Source organism: Caballeronia zhejiangensis (assembly GCF_000698575.1).
Classification (GTDB): domain Bacteria; phylum Pseudomonadota; class Gammaproteobacteria; order Burkholderiales; family Burkholderiaceae; genus Caballeronia; species Caballeronia zhejiangensis.
Genome location: NZ_JFHD01000009.1, coordinates 132,568 through 156,380 on the forward strand (window position 1 = coordinate 132,568; position 23,813 = coordinate 156,380).

20 protein-coding genes and 1 pseudogene are annotated in these 23,813 nt (G+C 61.4%); 16 read left to right on the forward strand and 5 right to left on the reverse strand.

What is annotated here, in order from left to right:
- Nucleotides 1–154 precede the first annotated feature (154 nt).
- The 10 genes and pseudogenes from BG60_RS14620 to tssJ (BG60_RS14660) all read left to right on the forward strand — a co-directional run bounded on the left by BG60_RS14620 (nucleotide 155) and on the right by tssJ (BG60_RS14660) (nucleotide 14,384).
- On the forward strand, nucleotides 155–2,662 hold the full coding sequence (locus BG60_RS14620) for a glycoside hydrolase family 19 protein (RefSeq protein ID WP_063936109.1): 2,508 nt from the start codon (nucleotides 155–157) through the stop codon (nucleotides 2,660–2,662).
- A complete protein-coding gene (locus tag BG60_RS38225) occupies nucleotides 2,662–3,138 on the forward strand; it encodes a hypothetical protein (RefSeq protein WP_152563207.1) in 477 nt (158 codons plus the stop codon). The genes BG60_RS14620 and BG60_RS38225 overlap by 1 nt, the downstream gene beginning before the upstream one ends.
- A gap of 599 nt (nucleotides 3,139–3,737) precedes the next feature.
- On the forward strand, nucleotides 3,738–3,995 hold the full coding sequence (locus BG60_RS36885) for a PAAR domain-containing protein (protein WP_075583508.1): 258 nt from the start codon (nucleotides 3,738–3,740) through the stop codon (nucleotides 3,993–3,995).
- A 3-nt stretch (nucleotides 3,996–3,998) separates the two neighbouring features.
- The gene (locus tag BG60_RS14630; RefSeq protein WP_034471901.1) at nucleotides 3,999–5,234 is read left to right on the forward strand and encodes a hypothetical protein; all 1,236 of its coding nucleotides are present in this window, start codon (nucleotides 3,999–4,001) and stop codon (nucleotides 5,232–5,234) included.
- Nucleotides 5,231–8,764 carry an ImcF-related family protein gene (locus BG60_RS14635; protein WP_241484859.1) on the forward strand — a complete coding sequence of 1,178 codons (3,534 nt, stop codon included), beginning with the start codon at nucleotides 5,231–5,233 and terminating at the stop codon, nucleotides 8,762–8,764. The genes BG60_RS14630 and BG60_RS14635 overlap by 4 nt, the downstream gene beginning before the upstream one ends.
- Nucleotides 8,761–10,007 (forward strand): annotated as a pseudogene (gene tssA, locus BG60_RS14640) (type VI secretion system protein TssA). Before BG60_RS14635 ends, tssA begins: the two are co-directional and overlap by 4 nt.
- 7 nt (nucleotides 10,008–10,014) lie before the next feature.
- Entirely contained in the window at nucleotides 10,015–11,874 is a 1,860-nt protein-coding gene (tssF, locus tag BG60_RS14645) for a type VI secretion system baseplate subunit TssF (protein WP_008353914.1), read from the forward strand.
- A complete protein-coding gene (gene tssG, locus BG60_RS14650; RefSeq protein WP_008353912.1) occupies nucleotides 11,838–12,968 on the forward strand; it encodes a type VI secretion system baseplate subunit TssG in 1,131 nt (376 codons plus the stop codon). The genes tssF and tssG overlap by 37 nt, the downstream gene beginning before the upstream one ends.
- A gap of 8 nt (nucleotides 12,969–12,976) precedes the next feature.
- Nucleotides 12,977–13,510: a type VI secretion system lipoprotein TssJ gene (gene tssJ / locus BG60_RS14655; RefSeq protein ID WP_008353910.1), complete on the forward strand. Its 534-nt coding sequence runs from the start codon at nucleotides 12,977–12,979 to the stop codon at nucleotides 13,508–13,510.
- Nucleotides 13,511–13,628: 118 nt separating this feature from the next.
- The gene (tssJ, locus tag BG60_RS14660; RefSeq protein ID WP_284502726.1) at nucleotides 13,629–14,384 is read left to right on the forward strand and encodes a type VI secretion system lipoprotein TssJ; all 756 of its coding nucleotides are present in this window, start codon (nucleotides 13,629–13,631) and stop codon (nucleotides 14,382–14,384) included.
- A gap of 44 nt (nucleotides 14,385–14,428) precedes the next feature.
- Here tssJ (BG60_RS14660) and BG60_RS14665 read toward each other — a convergent pair whose 3' ends face one another.
- Nucleotides 14,429–15,361, reverse strand: coding sequence for a M23 family metallopeptidase (locus BG60_RS14665; protein ID WP_008353907.1), 933 nt, complete (start codon nucleotides 15,359–15,361; stop codon nucleotides 14,429–14,431).
- A gap of 222 nt (nucleotides 15,362–15,583) precedes the next feature.
- Here BG60_RS14665 and BG60_RS14670 point away from each other — a divergent pair, with 222 nt between their 5' ends.
- The gene (locus BG60_RS14670) at nucleotides 15,584–17,035 is read left to right on the forward strand and encodes an aldehyde dehydrogenase family protein (protein ID WP_008353906.1); all 1,452 of its coding nucleotides are present in this window, start codon (nucleotides 15,584–15,586) and stop codon (nucleotides 17,033–17,035) included.
- Nucleotides 17,036–17,120: 85 nt separating this feature from the next.
- Here BG60_RS14670 and BG60_RS14675 read toward each other — a convergent pair whose 3' ends face one another.
- From BG60_RS14675 to BG60_RS38730, 3 genes are all read right to left on the reverse strand, one after another.
- The gene (locus BG60_RS14675; protein ID WP_008353905.1) at nucleotides 17,121–17,459 is read right to left on the reverse strand and encodes a hypothetical protein; all 339 of its coding nucleotides are present in this window, start codon (nucleotides 17,457–17,459) and stop codon (nucleotides 17,121–17,123) included.
- A 97-nt stretch (nucleotides 17,460–17,556) separates the two neighbouring features.
- Nucleotides 17,557–18,501 (reverse strand): LysR family transcriptional regulator, encoded by a 945-nt coding sequence (locus BG60_RS14680; RefSeq protein ID WP_033536098.1) that lies wholly within the window; start codon nucleotides 18,499–18,501, stop codon nucleotides 17,557–17,559.
- Nucleotides 18,502–18,562: 61 nt separating this feature from the next.
- Nucleotides 18,563–18,859 carry a hypothetical protein gene (locus BG60_RS38730; protein WP_160172892.1) on the reverse strand — a complete coding sequence of 99 codons (297 nt, stop codon included), beginning with the start codon at nucleotides 18,857–18,859 and terminating at the stop codon, nucleotides 18,563–18,565.
- 120 nt (nucleotides 18,860–18,979) lie between these two features.
- On the opposite strand from BG60_RS38730, the gene oxlT reads away from it, so the two are divergent.
- From oxlT to BG60_RS14705, 5 genes are all read left to right on the forward strand, one after another.
- Complete coding sequence (oxlT, locus tag BG60_RS14685) at nucleotides 18,980–20,311, forward strand: oxalate/formate MFS antiporter (protein ID WP_008353903.1); 1,332 nt, start codon at nucleotides 18,980–18,982, stop codon at nucleotides 20,309–20,311.
- Nucleotides 20,308–21,243: a LysR family transcriptional regulator gene (locus BG60_RS14690; RefSeq protein WP_008353902.1), complete on the forward strand. Its 936-nt coding sequence runs from the start codon at nucleotides 20,308–20,310 to the stop codon at nucleotides 21,241–21,243. Before oxlT ends, BG60_RS14690 begins: the two co-directional genes overlap by 4 nt.
- Nucleotides 21,244–21,400: 157 nt before the next feature.
- The gene (locus BG60_RS14695) at nucleotides 21,401–22,414 is read left to right on the forward strand and encodes a 2-dehydropantoate 2-reductase (RefSeq protein WP_008353901.1); all 1,014 of its coding nucleotides are present in this window, start codon (nucleotides 21,401–21,403) and stop codon (nucleotides 22,412–22,414) included.
- A gap of 113 nt (nucleotides 22,415–22,527) precedes the next feature.
- Complete coding sequence (locus tag BG60_RS14700) at nucleotides 22,528–22,749, forward strand: hypothetical protein (RefSeq protein ID WP_051079075.1); 222 nt, start codon at nucleotides 22,528–22,530, stop codon at nucleotides 22,747–22,749.
- The gene (locus BG60_RS14705; protein WP_008353900.1) at nucleotides 22,739–23,482 is read left to right on the forward strand and encodes a GntR family transcriptional regulator; all 744 of its coding nucleotides are present in this window, start codon (nucleotides 22,739–22,741) and stop codon (nucleotides 23,480–23,482) included. Before BG60_RS14700 ends, BG60_RS14705 begins: the two co-directional genes overlap by 11 nt.
- A 54-nt stretch (nucleotides 23,483–23,536) precedes the next feature.
- Here the strand turns inward: BG60_RS14705 and BG60_RS14710 are convergent, their stop codons facing one another.
- Entirely contained in the window at nucleotides 23,537–23,734 is a 198-nt protein-coding gene (locus BG60_RS14710) for a hypothetical protein (RefSeq protein ID WP_033536086.1), read from the reverse strand.
- Between the last annotated feature and the right edge of the window lie 79 nt (nucleotides 23,735–23,813).

Genomic DNA, 23,813 nt, shown 5'->3' on the forward strand with positions numbered 1-23,813 from the left:
AATCGAGATGGCAACATCAGCAACTGCTGCAAGACCCGCTTCGGCGCCGCAACCTGCGTCTGCACCCCAGCCCGCTTCAGGTGGCCAACGCAGTGCGCCTGCAGTCCCTCGTAACGCACCGCAAGCGACGCCGCCCGACACAAAGGTCAAGAAGTTGTCGTTTGCCTTCCCGTTCCTGAAGAAGGGGCAGAGGGATACGGATGCGGCAGTCAGGTTCACCGACGAACACGAGATTTACCAACTGCTCTCGGAGAAGGAACCCGGCGGAACCTTCTTGGTGAGTAAGAAAGGCTTTTGGCACGGCGGTATCCACATCACCGACAGCGGCGCGGGCAGCAAGCTGGATTTGAAGCAAGGCGTGCGATGCATTGCAGATGGCCACGTCATTGCATACCGGGTGGACCGGACTTATCCGGTGAGCCAACTCGGAAACGTGCAAGCGCCCTATAGCACCGGATTCGCTTTGGTTCGCCATTCGATGGAGTTCCCGAAAGGCACGAAGCTGACTTTCTATAGCCTGTACATGCATCTGCAAGCGTACGAGGAGTATGAGCGCGATACGGGCAAGGCCAAACCGGCGTATCTATCTGCGCTTGCTCAGTACAAAGTCACGTCCTATGCGCGGGACAAGGCAGCTCCGAGCCGAACCGGTCAGGCGCCAGATGCTAGTCAGCAAGGTTTGAGAATCCGCAGCGCTCCGAAGACGAGCCGTGGAGCACGTCCGGCGCTTGGCATTCTGCCCCAAGGTGCGTCTGTGAGTATTGGCGAGCGGCAACATGGCTGGGGCAAGATCACGGACGCGCATGGTGCGCAACCGTACGCGGCCCAGGTGGGCGATGCTCCGCCCACCACAGTAGTGGGCGGTTGGATATTTCTGGGTAGCGAGAACGGTGGTCCGGTGGTGCAGGAAATCATGCCTGACGATGCCTTCGATCGCGTCATGGTTACGTTGTTGGCCGGTGGAGCAGACGACGCGAATGCGCAGGGCATCGCCGTGAAAGCGGGCGAATTGATAGGCCATCTTGGCCGCTTTGATTCATTGAATGCGAATCCGCCGTCCGCCACGAAAATGGCGCACATCGAGGTGTTCTGTGACGACAGCGTCAAATCGTTCATTGAGCAAAGCAGGACGTGGGTCGCGTCCCACAGCGCGCATCCCGACGAGTGGAAGCGGCTGGGGCTTTCTTCCGAGCCGACGCTATTGCGTATCGCGGAGGGGACTAAGCTCTATCGCAACGCGGAGCAGGCGGGTAGTGAACCGCCGGTGACGGGCGTGGTGCAGCGGTGGTCACTGGCCGAACTGGCGCGGGATACGAACAAGCGACACGCTGAAGCGACGGCGGATCGCAACGGACGAAAGATGAACTGGTGGCGCGTTGGCAGCGCGGATCAGCGAGGACAAGCGATCGAGGGATGGGTGCGTGAAGAGCAGTTCGCGGGCGGAACTGTGACGCGAGAGTTCGCCCAGAAATGGGTGGACTTCGCTTGTATCGACGGGGCACAAGATCCGGCTCACACCATGTTCTCGAGGACCAAGGCGTGGGTGGACTTTGCCAGTCATACCGGTGCTGCAGATGCGAAGGCCTTGAGCAAGTTGAGTCCAATGATGCAGGCGGTGTACCGAAAGCTGTTTCCGCAAGGCGATGGCAGCCGTGCTGCAGACGACTTGTGCTTAGCCTATGCAGGTGAGTCAGGCCACTATCCATGGCTGATGCAAGCGGCATCCCGATTGATTGTGAAGCATGAAAGCGAGTGGACAAATCCGCAGAAGTGGCGACAGCTCTACACGGAAATCGAGAACGCCACGCCGAACCCCCAGTACAAAGAAGAGCAGAAGCGTATCGAGAAGCTCGTGTGGTGGGATGAGGTGAAGGCGAAGGTTCCGGGATTTCCTCAGGCGGATGTGTTTCATCTGCATCCTGTGGGATTGGTGGGGAATTTTCAGGAAAAGCCTCGATTGATCTCCCTTGAAATGCTATTAGCGGTTGGACCTGAAAACTCGAGAGAATATTACCAGACAATTTTGGATCCGATTAACGATTATGCCGGATTATATTCCGTCGATTCTCCTAGAAGGATTGCACATTTTCTGTCTCAAGTTGCTCACGAAAGCTTCCTTCGGGCCGCGGAAGAAAGGCTTAGATACAGTCCGAAGCAAATGAGAAGGACTTTCGGATGCAAGGGAGGAGAGAAACGTTACGATGAAGGTTGCGATGACTGCACGATGGGTAGGCTGAGGGATAAGCTTTGGACGCAATCTGAGTACTATGCGTACAATTCAGAACATCTTGCGAACTACGTTTACGCAAATCGAAATGGAAATGGCGACGAAGAGAGTGGGGATGGCTATAAGTATCGCGGACGGGGATTCATCCAAACCACTGGTCGCGCGAACTACAGATCATTCATGGAAGAGCATAATCGTCGTTCGCCCGAGGACGTGAGGGATTTCGTTCAGTTCCCAGAGTTATTGTCAGATCTAAACTATGCAGTCGAATCTGCCTACGTCTTTTGGTCTAGAAATTCGCTTAACGCGATCGCTGACAGCGGAACCGTGGTCAATGTTACGAGAAGAGTTAACGGCGGGCAAAAGGGGCTTGCTGATCGATTGGCAAGATTCAATCGAATCGCACAGTTACTGAATCTGCCAGCGGAGCGATAATGAAAAAATTTGCGTTACTTGCCGCAGGCATATTCGAACTTTTATGTGGTGATACGGCTCGTGCCGAAGGGTTGTGTTCAACTAAAGAGGCGGTAATTTTTAATTGTGAATTTTCTCGGTCGACGAGCTCGCTATGCGAGTCGAGTGATGGTTCTGTCATCTATCGAGCAGGACTGCGAGGGAAAGTTCGTATGGATTTATCAAGCAAAGACAGCAAGACGAAGTTCTATTTATCGTCTAGGCCACTGGTTGGTGGCGGCGAGGTGCATGTGCGTTTCGAGAACGACGGATACGTTTATTATTTGTTCGACAGAATGGTGCTGGCGAGGGATGAAAGCGATTCCAGCGCTGGAGTGATCGCATTTAGAAAAGGTCGAAAGGTATTCGACCGTCGGTGCGACAATGACGCGTCAGTACGACAAAGGGGCTACGAAGTCTTACCGCGAGAAGAATTTAGGGACATAGGTGCTAAATAAAAGTTATATGGTCTGATTAAGTATGGGAGCTTGCTGAATCAAGTCTCCTTGGTCACTGGAGACCGTGCTCACGCCTACTTTATGAATAAGCTATCAGGCTCATTCTCAAGCGAACGGCGCCGCGCGGCGTTGGAAATCGGCTAAAAAGTTGTGGCGATAAGTTCTCAGGGCTGTAAATTGTAAAAAATGAAGTCACGAAACAAGCAATGTAAAACATGATGCCCTCGCGGCCGTAGGCGTCGTCATATGTTCGTTAACGTTAACGAATCGCAACGTGATGGTGTTGCTCCGGTTAATCGCTCTTGAAGTTACGGATCGTTCGGTGGCTAAACTGAACCTCACAGCCGCTTATTGGGAAGCTGGTTTTCATGGTCTGCCAGTTCCAATTTTTAGATAATATAGATACCCGAGGTTGAAGCGCGGGCGTCAAGGGAAAAATCCCGCGTCGCGTCGTGGTTCGCGTGACCAAAGGCGCTCGCAGATAGAGAGCGTTAGAGAAATAGGTTGTCCAAAAAAGCGTTTATCAATGGAAGATGTATTCCGTGGCGAGCCATAAATGGAATTCAAAGCCTCGTATTATGTAAGGATAAACAGACACTATGAAAGGGCTTGTCTACGAAGGCGACACCGCCAGCCACAACGGCAATGTGCTGACAGGTTCAGGTCGAACCGAGCTCAAGGGGCGGAGAGCCGCTCGTGTCAGAGCCATAGTTTCATGCCCGACGCATGGCGACCACCCGATCGTCGAGGGGAGTCGACGCGTCAAAGACGGCAGGATGCCGATCTCGCGTTACGGCGATCATACGCAATGTGGCGCGTATTTGATCGGGTCCCCAAGTGGAGCGTGCGTCCGTTAGCCAATGCCCATTGATTTCGAGCGAATCCCGCCGCGGGCCGACGTGCCCATGGCGCCACGTCCGTCCGCTCTGCTCTGGCTTGCGTTGCTATGCCTGGCGCTTTGCATCGGGGCGACTATAACGGTGTTGTCTTGGACCGGTGGAAGTCCGGTAGCCAGTGCCTGGTTTTGGCTGTGCGCGGTGGGCTACCCAGTTCTCGGATGGAGCTTTTTGCTTGCCGCGAGCTTGGCCTATGGACATACAGCGCTTCACTCGGCACTTGCTCGCAACTGGGTCAGCGAACAGGCGGAACAGGCATGTCATACCGCGGCCAGTCGTCCTTTGGCCATTTTCGGTTACGGTTGGCGGTTTTCCTCCGACAAGGAAGAAAACAGTCTACAAAGCCTTCTGGGAGGGAAAGTTGAGTCGAAACTACGCCCGAGTGGGGCCTTCCCCGGCAAAGACGTGCATGCCCGATGGATCGACGTGCCGGGAGAGCCGTTCTATCCAGGCAACGAGCTCGGCGAGCATACGCGTCATTTGGCTGTGTGCGACTGGCTCATTGCGAGCCTCCTGAACGATCTCGCGGAGCCTCTCGCCGATATTCCGTGGGATATGTCGCTGCATGTGCATCTCTGCCTTCAATCTCGGCTCAAGCCGGAGCGCGTGGTGAAGCACGTGCGCCGGGAGCTATACGAACGGCACCCTTTGCTCAAGACGCGAGTCGAATACGACCAAACGTTGTCAATCTTCGCCACGGATGCATGGCTGGATCTGCAGGACGAAAAGGCGCTTCATTTGGTGATTGCAATGCAACTTCGTGAAGCCATCAGCACACTGCTCGACGCTGGGGTAGCCGAGGTCGGGACGGCTCTGTTGCTAGGCGAACCGACATCATTGAAAGGCACGAATGTTCAAGCGCTGCGCCTTCACCGTCCCGCGCGGGGCGAGAAAAACGAGGTGGGAAACGTGCTCGGGCTTGCGAGTCGTTGGGGCGAAGCAGACACGAAGAATCTGGACTCGATGTGGATTCAAGGCTTGCCGGCCGATGATTTTGGCGAGATACGCCGTGCCGCAAGTCTTCAGGAGGGGACACAATGGCGGCAAATCGAGGCTTCGGTCGGTGACTGCGCGGGGGCTGGGCAGTGGCTTGCCAGCGCGCTTGCTGCGGCCAATGCCGATTCGACCGCAAACCCTCAACTGGTTCTGTGTGCCCAGGATAATGAATTGATCGCGTTGGTATGCAGGAAGGAAACGTGAAGGCAGTCAAAGAAAAGCAGAAAGTAGAAACACCCGTCTGGCTGTTCATAGGGATCGCTATAGTCATCATCTATTTGGCGCTTGCCCTGACTCTGGCGGTGAAGGGGCCGAGCGTCGGCCTGTCGGGTCCCGGGCTAATCATCGCCGAACTTTCGTTGCTATCGGTGTTCCTTGTTCTTCTCCTCTTCGTGAAGCTAATTGAAGGAGCGGTGCTTTGGACCGCTTCTTTGAAGGCGATTCGCTGGTTTCGTCGCTACGATGAGAACAAGGAGAGTCAATCGCGCGTCGGACGAGCCGGAATCGCGACAGATGAGATCTCGAAACGCATGCAATCGCTGCGCGATGCGTTGCGTGATCGGTATGGTATGCGCTGGAGATATAAAGCGCGCTGGCTGCTTGTGAATGGGGACCATTCGCTGGTAGAGCGGCTAGTGCCGGGTCTTCCAGCCACTGGCTGGCATCTCGTAGATGATGCGCTGTTGTTAAGTGGAAGCCAGAGTGACGGGCAACCGGATATAAACTGGCTCAATGGGCTGCGCAAACTACGCGGTCGTCGAGCAATCGATGCAATCGTGGAGGTCACAAACACCCAAGATTTGATCGACAATCCGTTCGACGCAGAGACTGTCGGACAACGCTTGACGCGACATGCGCGCGTCTTGCGTTGGGCCGCGCCCACGTATTTAGTGAATTTGACGGAATGCGAAGGTTCTGTATTCAAGCACGACGAAAGCGTCGGGCATGTTTGGACGAGCGTACCCGCCGACAAGGAGTACATCGAAAGCACACTTGCACGACTCGCGGGCGATTTGTCCGATCTGGGTGTTGCGCGTCTTTCGCTCGATCCGTACGATGGGGTCGTTGCGGAACTGGCGCAGCGATTGGAGGAATTGCGCGCAGCCCTTTCTGATCTCGCTGTGCGCGTCGGAAGCCCCCAGATATGGCGCACTGCGATTCATGGTTTGCTGTTCGCCGCGATTCCTTACGCGCGCGAATCGGAAGGTGGTGAACAACGCAAGCAGGCTTGGACGGAATCGTCACGCGCAGCGCTGTTCAATCATGCGGTGTGGAAAGACATTGCCGCGCACAGCCGCAAACTCTATGGCCGTCGCGTCGGCTTCTCATGGTCGACCACGGCGGCATGGGCCGCCACCGCCATAGTCGCGGTCTGGCTGCTCGGCTCGATGATCTCTTTCGCCTCAAACCGGTCTGCGATGCAGGAGGCGGCGTCCGCACTGATCGAAGCGTCGTCAACGCAAGACCCCACGCACTCCCTGCTCGCGCTCGATGCGCTCGACAAGCAACTCGACACGCTCGAAACCCATCGCGCGGAAGGCGCGCCGTGGCACCTGCGCTTCGGCCTGAATCATGACGCTGCGCTCTACGATGCCCTCTGGCCGGCCTACGAAAAGGCAGCCTCGCGCATACTCATTGCACCGATCCAGGCGAAGCTCGAGGAGCGGCTGCGACAACTCGCTTCGCTCTCCGACGCCGAGATCGCCAGCGGCGGCAACGCGCAGGTGCAAGCCGCGTACGACACGCTCAAGACGTATCTGATGCTCGCTCACCCGGAGCACGCCGACGCGTCGTTTCTGAGCGCCCATATGCTGGCCACCAACGCACCGGCGCGCCCGTCTAACGCATCGGTGACGCCGGGTACGTGGGAAGACACGCGCCAGCACGCAATCGCTTTCTATGCCAGCCACCTGAAGCGCGACTCAGCGGCTGCAATCACCCCGGACGTTGCGCTCGTGGCCGCCGCCCGCCAGACGATCATCGGCGTGCGCGGCATCCAGAACTCGACCGACGCCATCTACCAGCAAATCATCGAGGAGACGAAGCCGAAGTACCCACCGGTGACGCTCGCCACGCTTTTGGGCGATCACCCAAGCCGCGGCCTCTTCAACACAACGGCGACCGTGCCCGGTGTTTTCACCCGCGCGGCGTGGGACGAACGCATCCCGAAGGCGATCGATGAAGCGAGCGAACAGCGCACGGTCACGGGCGATTGGGTGCTCTCCGACGCCAAGCTCGACAACACTGCTCCTACGACGCTGAAAGCCGAACTGCGCCAGCGCTACTTCAACGACTACACGCGCGCATGGGCGCTGTTTCTGAATAGCATCCGCTGGCAGAGCGCATCGTCGCTCTCGGGTACGGTCGATCAGTTGACGCTCCTTGGCGATCCACAGCGCTCGCCGCTGGTCGCGCTGATGAACGCGATCGTCTATCAGGCGAGTGCGGGCGCGTCGACGCAATCGCTCTCGGACAATCTGATTGCAAAGGCGCAGCAGTGGGCGGGCAAGGACGAGAAGGATCCGTCGAAACAAGCGCAGCCGCAGTTGGCTCCGCTGGCGGTCGCCTTCGGCCCGATTCTGCGTCTGACGGGCGCCGATCTCACCGCGCCCGCACCGGCCAACGCGAAGTCGCCGACACAGAGCGCCGCGCTCGGCGAACTGAGCCTGCCGCGCTATCTGGAGCGCGTGACCGCGATGCGCCTGAAGACGCAGCAGATGATGGCCAGCGCCGATCCGGACGCGATGTCGCGCGCGGCCGCGCAAGCCGTGCTGCAAGGCAAGACATCCGATATCGCCGACAGTCGCGACTACGCAAGCCGGCTGGCGGCCAGCCTCGGTGAGCAATGGTCGGGTTTCGGCCGGCTCTTCGAAGCGCCGCTCGAGCAGACCTGGCAGGTGGTCGTGCAGCCCGCGTCATCGAGCCTGAACGAGATCTGGCGCACGTCGATTCTGGCGGACTGGAACCGCGCGTTTGGCGGACGCTATCCGTTCGCGGATTCCGACAACGACGCGTCGCTGCCCGACATGGCGCGCTTCATGCGAATGGATAACGGTGTCATCGCTCAGTTTGTGGCGACGGAACTGGCGGGCGTGGTCAAGCGTCAAGGTGATCAGTGGGTCGCGGCGCAGGGATCCGACCAGGGCACGCTGACGCTCGATCCCGCGTTCCTCGCTGCGCTGAACAAGCTGACGCGTGTATCGACCGCGCTGTTCCCCTCGGGCGACGCCCGCGTGCGCTTCGAGCTACGCGGCGCGCCCACACCGGGCATCACGGACATGAAGCTGGTGTCATCGGGACAGCAGCTTCATTACTTCAATCAGATGGAACAGTGGGTGCCGTTCGAATGGCCAGGCCAGGCGCTGGATAACGACGCGCAGCTTCAATGGGAAACGGAGGAAGGCGGCCTGCGCTCGACGATGTACGCGCAAGGCCGCTTTGCGCTCATCCGTCTGATGGAGCGCGCCAAGGTCTCGCAGCAGGACAACGCGCGCTACGTGTTGTCGTGGACGCCCGACCAGGGCGTGGGTCCGGCGCTTTCGGTGCAACTGCGCGCTGAAAGCGGCGCGGGGCCGCTCGATGTGCTGGCGCTGCGCCACTTCACGCTGCCGACGCACATCTTCATGACAAAGTCCGTTGCTGAGAGAGGTTCGGGCCCGAACCCGCCGCCTTTACCGCCAGGCGCGTTCTCAGCGGCGCAGAAAGTTGGCGTGCCGCTGCCGGGAGGTCGATGATGCTGGCCGGATTGCTCAAGAAACTTCTCCCGTCTCAGGACGCCGATCAGCTCACTAGAGCGCGTCTCGATGCATGGAACACGTGGCTCACGCCGTTGTCTGGCGAGAACGGCGTCGGCCGCGATCCCGGCTATGAAGATGCCTTCTTCGAAGTGAAGGACGAAGCGGGCAAGCTCTCGAATATCGACGACGCGTTGATCGTTCGCGCGTGCGAGCAGTTGAGCGCCACGACGACGCCATACAAAGCGCCGAACCGAGCGCGAGCGCGCCGATTCCCGCAAGCTCGTCGCTGCCGTCATGCGGTCCGATAGTCTCCGCACGCGATCTGCTCGATCAGGCACGCACGATGGCCGCATGGCTGCGCGATCAGGAAAACGGCTATCTGCCGGCGGCGCGTCTGGTGCGCAGCATCCGCTGGGACACGCTGCACGAAGTGCCGCCGGGGGATGCGAGCGGGCGCACGCGGATCGAGCCGCCACGCAGCGAAATCCGCCAGCATTTCAAGCGGCTCGTGCTGCAGAAACAGTGGAACGAACTGCTCGAACGCGTCGAAGGCGCGTTCATGGAGGGCGTCAACCATCTGTGGTTCGACCTGCAGTATTTCCAGCACGTCGCGCTAGATAACGTGGGCGCGCCCTACAACGCATGGCGCGATCTGCTGCGCGCCGACTTCGCGCGCTTTCTCGAACGGCTGCCGGGCATCGAGCGGCTCGCGTTCAACGACGGCACTCCGTTCGCCGACGACGCCACGCTCGAATGGATCGCCCGCCACGCCGTGGTGCGCGATCTGGAAGCGGGCGAGAGCGTGGCGTCGCTGCCGGTATCCGCGGATGCCGATGAGCACGCGGCAGGCGACTGGCCCGAAATCGAAGCGCAAGCGCGCGATCTGTCGTCACGCGAAGGCATCGAAGCGGCGTTTGCGTGGCTCGATGCGTTACCGGGCATGAAGACCGAACGCCATCGATATCTGCAACGCCTGGTGATGGCGCGCGTCGCCGACTCGGCGGGCCGTGCGGATACCGCGCTCGCGCTGCTCGCCGAATTGGACGCCGCGTCGCACTCGCTGCCGCTCACGCGCTGGGAACCGGCGCTGGTCTTCGAAGTAAAGCAGCAATTGATGCGCGCGCTCAAAACGCAAACCACGCGCAAAGACGCCGACAAAATCGCTCTGGGCTCGCGCATCAACGAATTGCGCAACGAACTGACCGTGCTCGATCCCGCCCGCGCGCTGACGCTTTCATAACAAGGCAATGAAGAACCCCTACGTAATCGACGGCGATCTGAACGCCGATGTCGACAGCCGTTACGACGATCCGGTGCTCGGCTACTACGAAGCCGAGATGCGCTATCTGCGCGAGTCCGGGCGCGAATTCGCCCGCGCGCATCCGGACCGTGCGCGCATGCTCAATCTGGACCGCGTCGGCGACCGCGATCCGTATGTCGAGCGGCTCTACGAAGGCTTCGCGTTCCTGACCGGCCGTCTGCAGCAGAAGCTCGACGACGAACTGCCCGAGTTGACCGAAGGCCTCGTCAGCCTCTTGTGGCCGCACTATCTGCGGATGATTCCGTCGTTGTCGGTCGTGGAGCTGATTCCGCTCGGCGAGAAGATGCAGAGCACGATTCTCGTCCCCGCGGGCGTGGCTGTACGGTCCGCGCCGATTCCGGTCCCGAAGGACGGCGGTGAAGGCATCACGCCCGAGACGGTGCAGTGCCTCTATCGCACGACGCAGGCCGTGACGCTTCAGCCGATCCAGATCGCGCGCGCCGGCCCCGCCGTGCGGAACGACGGCAAATCGGTCATTCGCATCGCGTTCGAGCTGGATCGTTCGACGCGTCGGGCGGAAACGGATCTGTCCCGCATCCGCCTTCACTTGAGCGCGGAACTTCCGACGGCTTTCGCGATGCATCTGGCGCTTACCCGCCATGTCGAATCGATCGAATGGCGCGTGCCGGAAATACGCGATGGCGAGGCGCGCGCGCTCTCGGGCGTCACGCTCGAAGCAGCGGGTTTCTCGCCGGAAGAACGCCTGTGGCCGAAGGCGGACGCCGCGTTTTCCGGCTATCAACTGCTGCTCGAATACTTCACGTTCCGCGAGAAGTTCCTCTTCGTCGATATCTGCGGATTCGATCTCAATCAGCTTCCCGAAGCATCGACGCAATTCGAACTGGAGTTCGTGCTCAAGAAGGCGTATCCGGCAGACCAGCGTTTCACGAAGGACAACGTGCGCCTGTTCTGTTCGCCGGTCATCAATCTGTTTCAACTCGACGCGGAAACCGTCACGATCGATCATCACGAGACCGAGTATCGCGTGGTGCCGGCAGGCTATCAGGGCGGGCACGTCGAAACGTATTCCGTCGACGCAGTAGAGTCGTTCGATCACCTTACCTCGGAGCGCTACGAGTACGTGCCGTTCGCGACCTTTCGGCATCGCGGCGGGATGCTGCGGCACGAGTCGCCCGAGCGGTATTTCCATACGCGGGTGCGCGCGGGGCTGGATGGTCTGCATGAAACGTGGCTGATCTTGGGCGGCAACGCATGGGAGTCGATGGCGGATCTGCCCGAGGAAAGCCTGTCGCTGCGCGTGACCGGCACCAACGGGCTGCTGCCGCGCAAGGGCCTGCGCGAAGCACGTCTGGACGAACTCGCCGAGAGTACGCCGAACGTCGGTGGCGTGCGCAATCTCGTGGCGCCCACATTACCGCTCTATCCGCCCACGGGCGACCGCTTTCAATGGCGCGTGCTGTCGCATCTCGCGCCGAACTTCCTGTCGATGATGAACGCAGAAGTGCTGCGTGGCGCCCTCGCGCTCTACGACTGGACCAACGACGAGTTGAACCGAAGGCGGCTGGCGGGCATCCTGCATGTGTCGGAGGAATTGCTCGAAGAGATCACGGGCGGCGCGGTCGAGCGCGGCGTGCTGGTCGAAGTCACGCTGGATTCGCAAGCGTTCTCGGGCGAAGGCGATGTGATGTTGTTCGGGGAGCTGCTGCATCGCTTCTTCGAGCTGTATGCAGAGGTGAACCTCTTCACGAAGCTCGCGCTGGTGACGCTGCCATCGAAGGCGCGCATCGAATGGCCGCGCAGCAAGACGCATCGGGCGCCGCTATGAAGCCGCGCGATTTTCCGAATGTCGAGCCGCTGGTCGCGGCGTTGCTCGCACGCGCCCCGCGCATGAACTTCATGCAGTTGTGCCGGCTGTTCGAAGCGAGCGCGCCGGATCGTCCCGGTTTCGGTGAACGCGATACGCCCGCGCACGAGCCGGTGCGTTTCCGGTCGCGCGCGCGCATGGGTTTTCCCGCTGGCGAAATCGCTGCCGTCGAGTTCGATGACCTCGATGACGGCGGATACGGCGAACCGCTGCCGCCGACGATCCGCACGACCTTCATGGGCCTGTACGGCGTAGACGCGGTGATGCCGACGCACTACCTCGACGACATCGCCATGCGCGAGGAAGGGCACGAAGCCGTCGAAGCGTTTCTGGACCAGTTCAATCACCGGTTCGTGACGCTGTTGTATCGCGCGTGGAAGAAGTACCGCTACCCGGAGACCTTCCGGCACGGCGGCGCCGATCCGTACTCAAGGAACCTGCTGTGTCTCGCCGGCTTCGGCTGGGGCAATAAACCCGCGCGTGCGGGCTTGCCCGACTCCCGCATGCTCGCGCTTCTTGGTCTGCTCATTCAGCGCACGCGCACGCCGGAAGGGCTGGCGGGCGTGATCGCTTTGGGTGCGCCGGGCGTGGATGTGCGCGTCGACGAATTCTGGCCCGTGGCGAGGCGCGCGGGCCAAGGCCAGCCGCTAAGCGCGAAAGCGATGATGGAAGGCAAACCACGCGGGTTGGGCGGCGGCTACGTGCTCGGCAAGCGCGTGCATTACCGCAGTCGCGCGGTGCGCGTGACGCTGCGTCCGACGAACGCGCAACAGGCGCACGACTTGTTGCCTGGTGCGTGGCTCCATCGCGATTTGATGGCCCTGGCGCGGCTCTATATCGGCACGAAGGCGGACGTGCATCTGCGCATGCAGATGTCCTCGCGATTCACGCCCGAGCCAATGGTGGGCAAAGCGCGTGCGCCCGTATCGCCGCGCCTGGGCTGGACGGTGGTGCTGCCCGTTCGGCAGGAACGCGAGATCACGGTCGAGTTGGGCGTCTGCGAAGCGTTTCCGGCACCGCAGCCGAACCCATACCTCGAACCGCATGCCGCATGAGAGGCCGAATGATGTCGAAACCGAATCAAATGGCCTGCGCGGTGTTGCTCATTCTCGGGCTGTCAGGCTGCGGCCTCTGGCAGGCGACCTCCGACGGAGCCACGAGCGCTTATCAAGCGATGACCGACTGGCGCGTGAAAGCGGTCGACGTCGACATGCGCGCCCGTGCCGGCCTGAATCCGGACGCTTCGGGCCATCCGCATCCGGTGGCGGTGCGCGTCTATCAGTTGAAGGATCGCGCGCGCTTCGACAGCGCGTCGTTCAACGAGCTTCTCCACCACGACCGCAGCGTGCTTGGGCGCGATCTGCAAGCGAGCGTGTCTGCCGTGGTCAATCCCGGCGCATCGGCGAGCGTGTCGCAGCCGATGCAAAAGGAGACCGCGTTCATCGCAATTGCCGCGTTCTATCGGAACGCCGATCAGGCGGGCGGCTGGAAGCAGGTCATCGCGGCCAGGAAGCTCCCTGACGACGCGCCGGTAAAGCTGACGCTGGCGGACAGCAAGCTCGATATGGAAAGCAAGGCGAAGGCGGGCAAGAAATGACGCGCGGCAGCGTCTGTCGTCGCCATCGTAGCTAAAGGGCGGTCGCGACAAAAGACCGATGGCTTCAAACATCAAACCGAATCGAAATCGACAATAACCAGCAATGCGGCACAACAGATTGAACGAATTACGCGGCGATGGCCTCGTCGCCCGCGCGACCCGAAGCGTGAACTCGGCGCTCTTTTTCATCGGCGCGCTTACGCTCGCCGGCTGCGGCGCATGGCAGGCCACCAAGGACAGCACGGTAAGCGCAGCCGAGTGGCTCTTCACCACGCAAGTCAAGTCGATGAACGTCGAACTGAACGGTCGCGCCGCGTTGAACGAGAACGCGACCGGCCAGCCGCTTTCGACGGTGGTGCGGTTCTATCAGCTCAAGGATTCGAAGACCTTCGCGCAACTCGAATACGTCCAGTTGCAGAACGCCGATCTCGAACTGCTCAAGACGGATCTCGTCGCCACCAAGGACGTCGTGCTGCGCCCGGGCGCGAGCGCGAGCGTTGCCGAACCGATGCAGAAGGACGCCGAGTACGTTGGCGTAGTGGCGTTCTTCCGCTCGCCGAGCAGCAACGGCGTGTGGAAGCTGTTGATTCCGAAGAAGCAGTGGAAGGACACCGATCCGGTGAGAATCAGTGTGCAGAGCAATCTGCTCGTGCTCGAAGGTGCGGATCCGAAAGCCGTGAAACGCGATGCGCCGCAGCAGTCCGTATCGAACGCCGGGGCGGCTGCCGCGTCGGCGGCGTCGAGTGTCTCGGGAGCCGCCGCCGCGAGCAAAGCGGCGGCGCAGAGCGTCAACACGGCGACCGACGCGCTCACAAGCGCCAAAGCGAGCGCAAGTTCGCTCTCGAAGAGCGCCGGCGGGTTGCTTTCAAATTGAACGTGTCGGAATGGTCCACCCGGCAGACCAATTCTTACCTCGTCTCACGCATGCGAGTCGCCCGCAAACAGCGCGAGATATCCTTCCGGGTCGACCGGCTTCCCGCCCACACGCACCTCGAAATGCAGATGCGGTCCCGTCGATCGACCCGTCGAGCCCACCTCGGCGATAGTCTCGCGCGGCTCGACCTGCTGTCCGACGCGCACTTCGATCTTCGAAGCGTGAGCGTATCGCGTGATAAAGCCGTTGCCGTGATCGATCTCGACCGTATTGCCATAGCCCGGCATCGGTCCGGCGTGGATCACGCGGCCGCCGGCGGCCGCGAGAATCGGCGTACCTGTCGGGGCGACCAGATCCACGCCCGGGTGGAAACTCAGGTGACGATTGAACGGATCCAGACGGTTCCCGAACGATGAACTCGTTCGTCCGAACGCGAGCGGACGACGCCCCGGAAAGGCTTCCCACGCCGCCTCGTGCTGCGCCGCGTCTTGTTCGAGCGCGCCAAGCGTCGTCGCCAGGCAGTCGAGTTCGTTGCTTCGGTTTCGCGGCTCCGGTCGCGCGTCGGCGGCCTGGCAAGGGCGGGGCGGAAGCTCTGGGCCGCCCGCTGCGTCGCTGGAGGCCGCGCGCACCGAGGCCACTGCGCTGGTCGCCGTGGCGCGCGGCGGTTTTGCGCGCAAGCGTTGATCGAACCCACTGAGCGTGTCCAACTGCGCAGCGAGCCGCTCCACGCGCGCATCGAGCGCGGCGTTCGACGCCTTCAGACGCGCGAGCTCATCGGCGTTGTAAGGGGCTTGGGCGTATCGGACGGCGGCGGGCTCCTGCGCACGCCGCATCTGAACGTCATACTGGCCCAGCGCGAGACCGCCTGCCAGCGCCAGCACCGCCACCGAGCAGGCAGTACCAACGATGGCGCGCAGCGCGCCTCGCCGCATCACGATGTAAAGATCGTTTTTCGAGCGCGAGATGACTGACACCACCCTTATCTCCCTGCAATCAGTGCGAGTTTTGAGATGGTAGGAGCGCGCCGGATCTCGGCCTATCGGACGAATCAGAGAAATTTGGGACAAGAGTCGATTCCGCGGCCTGCGCTATATCCGCTCATACATTCCGCCCTATATAAACAATAAAAATGTTTTGCTTTCATAGATGGTTCTTCTCCCTCAACATGAAGTGATCCGAAAAAGCAACTGGAGCGAGACATGGAAAGCACCGCGGATTTGAAGCGCTATGAATTGCTGATCAATGGCGAGTTCGTCCCGCCGAGCGGAGGCGACTACTCGACGAACCTCGATCCTTCGAACGAGAATCCGATCGCCCACGTCGCGCAAGGCACGTCCGCCGATGTCGACCGCGCGGTGCAGGCGGCGCGCGCCGCGCTCAAGCCGTGGAATGCGATCCGCGCCGCCGAACGCGGCCGAATCCTGATGAAGCTTGCCGATCTCCTGCGCGAAAATCAGGAAGAACTCGCGGCGCTCGAAAGTCTCGATGCCGGCAAGCCGATCTCCGGCGTACAACGCCAGGACGTGCCCGCCGCCATCGATACGCTCGCCTACTATGCCGGCTGGTGCGACAAGATCAACGGCCAGGTCGTGCCCGCACGCCCCGACGCGCTGACCTACACCGTGCGCGAGCCGATCGGCGTCGTCGCGGCGATCGTGCCGTGGAATTTCCCGCTGATGATCGGCATGTGGAAGATCGCGCCCGCGCTCGCGTGCGGCTGCACGCTGATCGTCAAGCCGGCCGAAATCACGCCGCTTTCGGCGCTGATGGTCGGGCGGCTCGCGCTGGAAGCCGGCGTGCCGCCGGGCGTGCTCAACATCGTGACCGGCAAGGGCTCGGTCGTCGGCGATTCCCTCGTCGCGCATCCGGGCGTCGACAAGGTGACGTTCACCGGCTCGCCGTCCGTCGGGCGCGGCATTCTGCAGGGCGCGGCGGGCAACTTCAAGCGCGTCACGCTCGAACTAGGCGGCAAGTCCGCCAACGTGATCTTCGCGGATGCGAACATCGACGGCGCCGTGCGCGCGGCCGCATCGGGCATCTTCTTCAACGCGGGGCAAGTCTGCTCGGCGGGCTCGCGCATTCTCGCGCAGCGCGCCGTATACGACGAAGTCGTCGAGCGCCTCGCCCAGCGCGCGCAGACGATCAAGCTCGGCGATCCGTCCAAACGCGAAACCAACATGGGCCCGCTCATTTCCGCCAAGCAGATGAAGAGCGTGCTCGACTACGTGGACATCGGCACGGGCGAGGGCGCCTCGCTCGTGACAGGCGGCAAGCGCGCGGGCGAACGCGGCTATTTCGTGGAGCCGACGGTGTTCGCCAACGTCGAGCACGAGATGCGCATCTCGCAGGAAGAGATCTTCGGGCCGGTCGCGAGCGTGATTCCCTTCGACGACGAAGCCGACGCGCTGCGCATCGCCAACGGCACCGCGTACAGTCTCGCAGCGGGCGTCTGGAGCGCGGATATCGGCCGCGTGCATCGCATGGCCGCGGAATTGAAAGCGGGCACGGTCTGGGTCAATACCTACGGTTTCACGGACGTGCGCCTGCCGTGGGGCGGCGGCGGCGACTCGGGCTTCGGCCGCGAACATGGCGACGTCGCCATCGAGAATTTCACCGAGCCGAAGGCGGTCTGGGTGGCGCTGACGCCTTGACGGAATGAACGCCGCGGCCAACCGCGGCGAAAGGGAAACGGGCGGTCCGACTCATCGAACCGCCCGTTTGGATCGGAAAGACCCGTCAGACGCGCGCCGTTTCCTCGTTGCGCGCCCGCCAGAGCCGCGCCCGCTGCGTGCTGTCTTCATATTGGACCGTGTTTTGCCGGCAGGCTTCGATTGTCGAATTCTTGCGCTCGACGATCGCCTGGCAAAGAAACTCGGCGCTGTAGGCCGTCAGCAAATGCGGGGAATGGGTTGCGATGTACTGTGCGATCTTCCCGTAATCGCTATCCGCCGATGCCAGCGCGCGATACGTCTGCACATCCCAGCGGAACATCAGGTCGAGTTCTTCGAAAGCCGTGTTGAACGCGCAGACTTGCGCCTGAAGTTCGCGGTCATCGTCGTGCGTTGCATGGATCATGATCGTCTCCTGTATGGCCGTGGGGCTTGAATGCAGGATAGAAAAGTCGATCCATATGCGATAGTTAAAGTTTTTTCGCTTATCTATTCAGAAAGAATTATGCGTTCGGTTTGCCCGTCTTCGCGACGATTTGCGTGATCGCTTCGATCTGCGCTGCGCCTTCTTCGATCAGAAACTGCTTGAACGCAAGCGCCACCGGCGGTAGCCGCTTGTTGTTCCGATGCACGACGAACCAGTTGAGCATCACGGGAAAGCCCTCGATATCGAGCACCGCCAGCTTTCCGACCTGCAATTCCATGCTGATCGTGTGCGCGGACAAGAAGCTCAGGCCCATGCCGGCGATCACCGCCTGCTTGATCGTCTCCGTGCTGGTGATTTCCATCGCGACGTTAAGGTTCGGCAGCCGTCCGCCGAATCCTTCTTCCATCGAATTCCAGGTGTCGGAGCCACGCTCGCGCACGATGAACGGTTCGTCGGCGAGCGCTTCGAGCGGCAAGTTCCTCCGTCCGACGAGCGGATGATCCGGCGGCGCGACGATCACGTACGGATGGGGCGCGAATGAGACGTTCACCGTGTCCATATCGCGCGGGGGGCGGACCATCACGGCGAGATCGGTGAGATTGTCGGACAGCTGATGCAGCAGTTCCTCGCGATTGTGTACCGCGAGATTGAGCCGGACATCGGTATTGCGCTGCGTGAACGCGGCGAGCAAGCGGGGGAAAAAGTAATCGCCCGCGCTGATCACCGCGACGTTGAGCGTGCCGCCCGCGATGCCTTTGAGTCGGGCCATCGCATCGTCGGCTTCGCGGAATTGCTCCAGAATCGCGCGGCTGTAGTGAAGCATTTCATTTCCGGCCGGCGTCAGATAGATTTTCTTGCCGAGCTGCTCGAACAGCGGCAGCCCGGCGTGCTCCTCCAGTTGCTTCACCTGCGTCGAAACAGCCGGCTGCGTAAGGTAGAGCTCTTCAGCGGCGCGCGAGAAACTCAGTCGACGGGCGACGGTCTCGAAGATCTTGAGTTGACGCAGGGTGGCGTTGCGCAGCACAGCAATCCCTCATCCATTAACGATCACTAATTTATACAATAATTTTTTCTAACTTTCCTTAATCGTTTTTCTCCCCCACGATGCTTTCACGTCCGCGAAAGTTGTAAGGCGGACGGTTGCGCCAAGAGCGAACCGGCCACGCCAGACCCCAGGCATCGGCCAGTTTGCCGCAAAGCAACACGAGCACACTCGCAGCATGGAAGCCTGCAAAGGCTGCACAACCCATCCGGACTTTATTGGGAATCGCTTTGAAATGATTCTTCGATCGCCTGAAGCGGATGTTTGCCGGATGTGCGAATCGATCGCCCACCTCAAAACGCGCGACATGCGCAATACCCGTGACCGGCGGCCTCACGCCCATGCCGCCTGGACCGAGCATTTCCCCTGACCGACCGCTCGCCGCCGACGCACCGCGCCGGCTTCTCGCAGCACATCAAGCGCCGTACGAGCGCTAAGACAGATAACGGAGACAGACATGGCAAGCGCAGACACGGTTGTGTCCGGGCAATCGCACGGGCGTCACCACAACAGATGGATCCAGCTCGCAGTCGGCATCGTATGCATGGGGCTGGTCGCCAACCTCCAGTACGCATGGACTCTTTTCGTCGTTCCGATGGATGCGAAGCACCATTGGGGTCAAGCGGCGATTCAAACCGCCTTCACCATCTTCATCGTCACTGAAACGTGGCTCGTGCCCGTCGAGGGCTGGCTCGTCGATAAATTCGGACCGCGCCCGGTCGTGATGGGCGGCGCACTTTGCGCCGCCATCGGCTGGATGATCGACGCCCACGCCACCACGCTCACGCATCTGTACATCGCCGCCGTGGTCGCAGGTATCGGCGCCGGTTGCGTGTATGGCACCTGCGTCGGCACGGCGCTCAAGTGGTTCCCGGACAAGCGCGGTCTCGCGGCGGGCCTGACCGCTGCTGGCTTCGGCGCGGGCGCGGCTGTCACGGTGATTCCGATCTCGAACATGATCCAGAGCTCAGGCTACGAGCACGCGTTCATGTTCTTCGGCATCCTGCAGGGCGCGTGCATCTTCGTGCTCGCGCTGATGCTCGTGCGGCCGAATCCGCCGAAAGGCATCGTGCCGGCCAAGCGCATCGTGTCGACGAAGATCGACTACACGACAGGACAGATGGTGCGCTCGCCGCTCTTCTGGGTGCTGTATCTGATGTTCGTGTTCGTCGCGGCGGGCGGCGTGATCGCGACCGCGCAGTTCGGGCCGATCGCGAAGGAATACGGCTTCGCCAAGATGCCGGTGAATCTGCTCGGCGTAACGCTGCCGCTGCTCGCGATGACGCTGTCCATCGACAATCTGTGCAACGGCTTCACGCGTCCGCTGTGCGGCTTCATCTCGGACAAGATCGGCCGCGAAAACACGATGTTCATCATCTTTCTCGGTGAAGGCGTCGCGCTGCTCGGGCTGATGGAGTTCGGCCACAATCCGTATCTCTTCATGCTGTTCGCGGCGATGACGTTCCTCTGCTGGGGCGAAATCTTCTCGATCTTCCCGGCGACCTGCGCGGACACCTTCGGCAGCAAGTACGCCGCCGCCAACGCGGGCACGCTCTACACCGCGAAAGGCACGGCGTCGATGCTGGTGCCGCTCGCTTCGGTGCTCGCGTCGATCGGGTCGTGGAACGCGGTGTTCATCACGGCGGCGGTGACGTCGATCGCGGCGGGACTGTGCGCGAAATTCGTTCTCGCGCCGATGCGAAAGCGCTGGATCGAAAACACGCTCACGGAAGAGTCGTCGGCCGAATCGTCGATCAACGCGTCGTTACGGACCGGCTCGATTCAATGAAACAGGGCACGCCGACGTTGAGCGTATCGCTGCATCAACTGAGGCTTTTCGTCACCCTCGCGCGGCATCGCAGCTTCACGCGCGCGGGCGACGATCTCGGCATCACCCAATCGGCGGTGAGCCGCAGCATTCGCGAACTCGAAGATGAAATCGCGCTGCGGCTCTTCGATCGCACGACGCGTCAGGTCGCGCTCACCGAAACCGGACGCAAGCTGCTCGCCCGCATTGCGCCGCTCGTCGAGGAACTGGAAGCGACTCTGCGGCCGCGCGCGCAAGAGGGCGGCGAGCCGGGCGTCGTCAATCTCGCGAGCAGTTGCGCTCTCACGGCGAGCGTTTTGCCCGCGATGCTCGCATCGTGTCGCGAACGTCTGCCGGAAGTCACGATCATCGTGATGGATCGGCCGCAAAACGCCGTGCTGCAACTCGTGCGTTCGGGCGAGGCGGAACTGGGCGTCGCGATCGCGCCCGACAATCTCGACGAACTCGCCGCCGAGCCTCTTTTCGCCGATGGACTTGCTGCCGTCGTCAGCGCGTCACATCGACTGAGCGCGGCGGCGGGCATCGACTGGCAGCAGTTGCGCGGCACGCCGCTTCTCCTGCTCGACGATGACACCGGCAGCCTGGGCGCCATCGAGGCTGCGCTCGCGCTGCACGGCGTCGCGGGCGCGGTGCGCCAGAAATTCACGCAAGCTGCCGCGGTTGCGCGCATGGCGGAAGCCGGCCTCGGCGTCGGTATCCTGCCGATGCACGCGCGCGCTGCCATTGACTGCGCGCAGACGCGCATCATCCCGCTCGTGCCGGACACGTCGCGCACGATCATGCTCGTACGGCGCAAGAGCCGCGCGCTGCGCTCGAGCGCGGCGAACGTCTGGTCACACATCGTCGCATCCTCGTCGCATACTTTCATCTCGGGTCAGGCCGTCGAGGTCTGACCGACTTCTTGCCGCTGAAGGAAGCCCGCGGCGCATCTCGCGCATGCGGGTTTTCGCTCGTCTGCGAGCGCACGATTCGCCTTGTCCTGTCTGCACTCGGAATGTAGTATCTTGTATATCAGAGAGATATAAAGCTACAACCCTCAGGAGACGAACCATGAAGATCTGCGTGTACGGCGCCGGAGCGATCGGCGGCTATATGGGCGCGCAACTGGCGCGAGCGGGTGCGGACGTCAGTTTCGTCGCGCGCGGGCCGCATCTCGCGGCGATGCAGGCGAACGGCGTCAAGCTCCGGATCGATGGCGAGGAGCACACCGTCAAGGTGCGCTGCACGAACAATGCCGCCGAACTCGGCCCGCAGGATTACGTGATCGTCGCGCTGAAGGCGCATTCGATTCCGGGCGTCGTCGATCTGATTCCGCCGCTGCTCGGCCCGGAAACCGCGATCGTCACGGCCGTCAACGGTCTGCCTTACTGGTATTTCTACAAACACGGCGGCGAGCTCGAAGGCACGAAACTGCAGAGCGTCGATCCTGGCGGCCGCCAGTGGGACGTGTTCGGTCCGGAACGCGCGATCGGCTGCGTGCTGCTGCCGGCGGCGGAAATCGCGGAGCCGGGCGTCATCGAACATCACTACGGCAAGAAATTTCCCATCGGCGAGCCGAGCGGCGAAATCACGCCGCGTCTGCAGGCGCTGCACGACATGATGGCGAAGGCGGATATGGAAGCGCCGATGCGCGACAACATCCGCGATGAAATCTGGCTGAAGCTCTGGGGCAATCTGTGCTTCAACCCGATCAGCGCGTTGACCGGCGCGACGCTCGACGTGCTCACGAGCGATCCCGGCACGCGCGCGCTCTCGAAGGCGATGATGCTGGAGGCGAAGGCGATCGGCGACAGGATCGGCGTGAATTTCCGCGTCGACGTTGAGCGGCGCATCAACGGCGCGGGCGCGGTCGGCGCGCACAAGACGTCGATGCTGATGGACTGCGAGGCCGGACGCCCGATGGAAATCGATCCGCTGATGACGGTCGTGCAGGAAATCGGCCGCCTCGTGCACGTCGAAACTCCGATGCTCGATGCCGTTCTCGCATTGATCAAGCTGCGCGAAGGCGTGAATCAGGGCACGGCGAAGCCGCTGCCGCTCCCGCAATCTCAAAAAGCCGCCTAAACTGCAGACGAAGGGACCAGCGTTGTTTCTGATATACAAGATGCAAAATACTTGCGTGCTGTTGCGATGCAGCATATACTGAGGGCTCTTGAGTGATTCAACTGGAGCCTGAAATGAGCATCGCCCTGCTGGTTGTTGTCGGATTCGCGCTGGTTGCCGTTGGTGTAGGTGTTACGTTTATGATTGCGTCGGCCGTGCCGCAAAGCATGCTGCAGCGCGCACAGGATCACGGTCGCTTCGCCGGTCTCGCGGCGGATGACCAGAACGGCGGTTCGGGCAAGCGTGTCGACGCTCGCCGTCCGCACTTGGGAAATCAAGCCATCAATGCCATCTGATACTCAATCCGTAGATAGTCCGGAAGTTCGCCCCGATGTACGTCCGCCCGGGCTGACGCTTTCGCTGGAGCCGATCAATGCCACGGTTTCGCTGCGCGATCAGGCGTACGCGAAGCTGCGGCAGGCGATCGCCGAGGCGGACATCTATCGTTCGCGGGAAGAAATCCGTCTCGACGAGAAAGAACTGACCGAAGCGCTCGGCGTGTCCCGCACGCCGATTCGCGAGGCCATGACGCTGCTCGAGCAGGAAGGTTTTCTGCGCACGGTGCCGCGCCGCGGCGTCTATATCTTGCGCAAGACCAAGCGCGAGATCGTCGAGATGATTCACATGTGGGCGGCGCTGGAAAGCATGGCGGCGCGCCTCGCGACGCAGCGCGCGACGGACGAGGAAATCGCCCATCTGCGCCACATGTTCGACAATTTCCGCGACTCGACGCCCGCCGAGCATATCGACGAGTATTCGGAAGCGAATATCGCGTTCCATTCGGCGATCGTGCGGCTGTCGAAGTCGGAAATCATCTTCGACACGATCAAGAACATCTTCGTGCACGTCCGCGCGATCCGTAAGATGACGATCTCGCAGAGCGACCGGGCGTCGCGCTCGATCGTCGATCACATGCGGATCATCGAGGCGCTGGAGAAGCGCGACACGGAGCTGGTCGAGCGGCTCGTGAAGCAGCATTCGCTCGATCTGGCGGCGTTCGTCGAGGCGAATTGCGACTTTCTGGACTGATGACGGATTGAGTTGGAAAGCAAAAAACCGCATGGCGTTCGCCGTGCGGTTTTTTTATTTCGTCGTCGATCGAAACGGTGATGCGCGAAGCGGATAGTCGTCGCTCGGCAGCGCGCCGCGCGTCTCGACGGGCACGAAGCCGGGCGCATGACTCGGAGCCGGCGCGACGGCTTGCGATGTCGCGAACGACAGGGCAGTGACCTGGCCGATGCGCAAGGCCACCGCCATCGCAGAGTCGAGGTAGACGAACATGGCGCGGAAAAAAGGCGCAAGTCTATCGATGCTGCCCTTTCTCAGCAATAGCGCGCGCCCTTGCTCGGCCCGCGCCGGT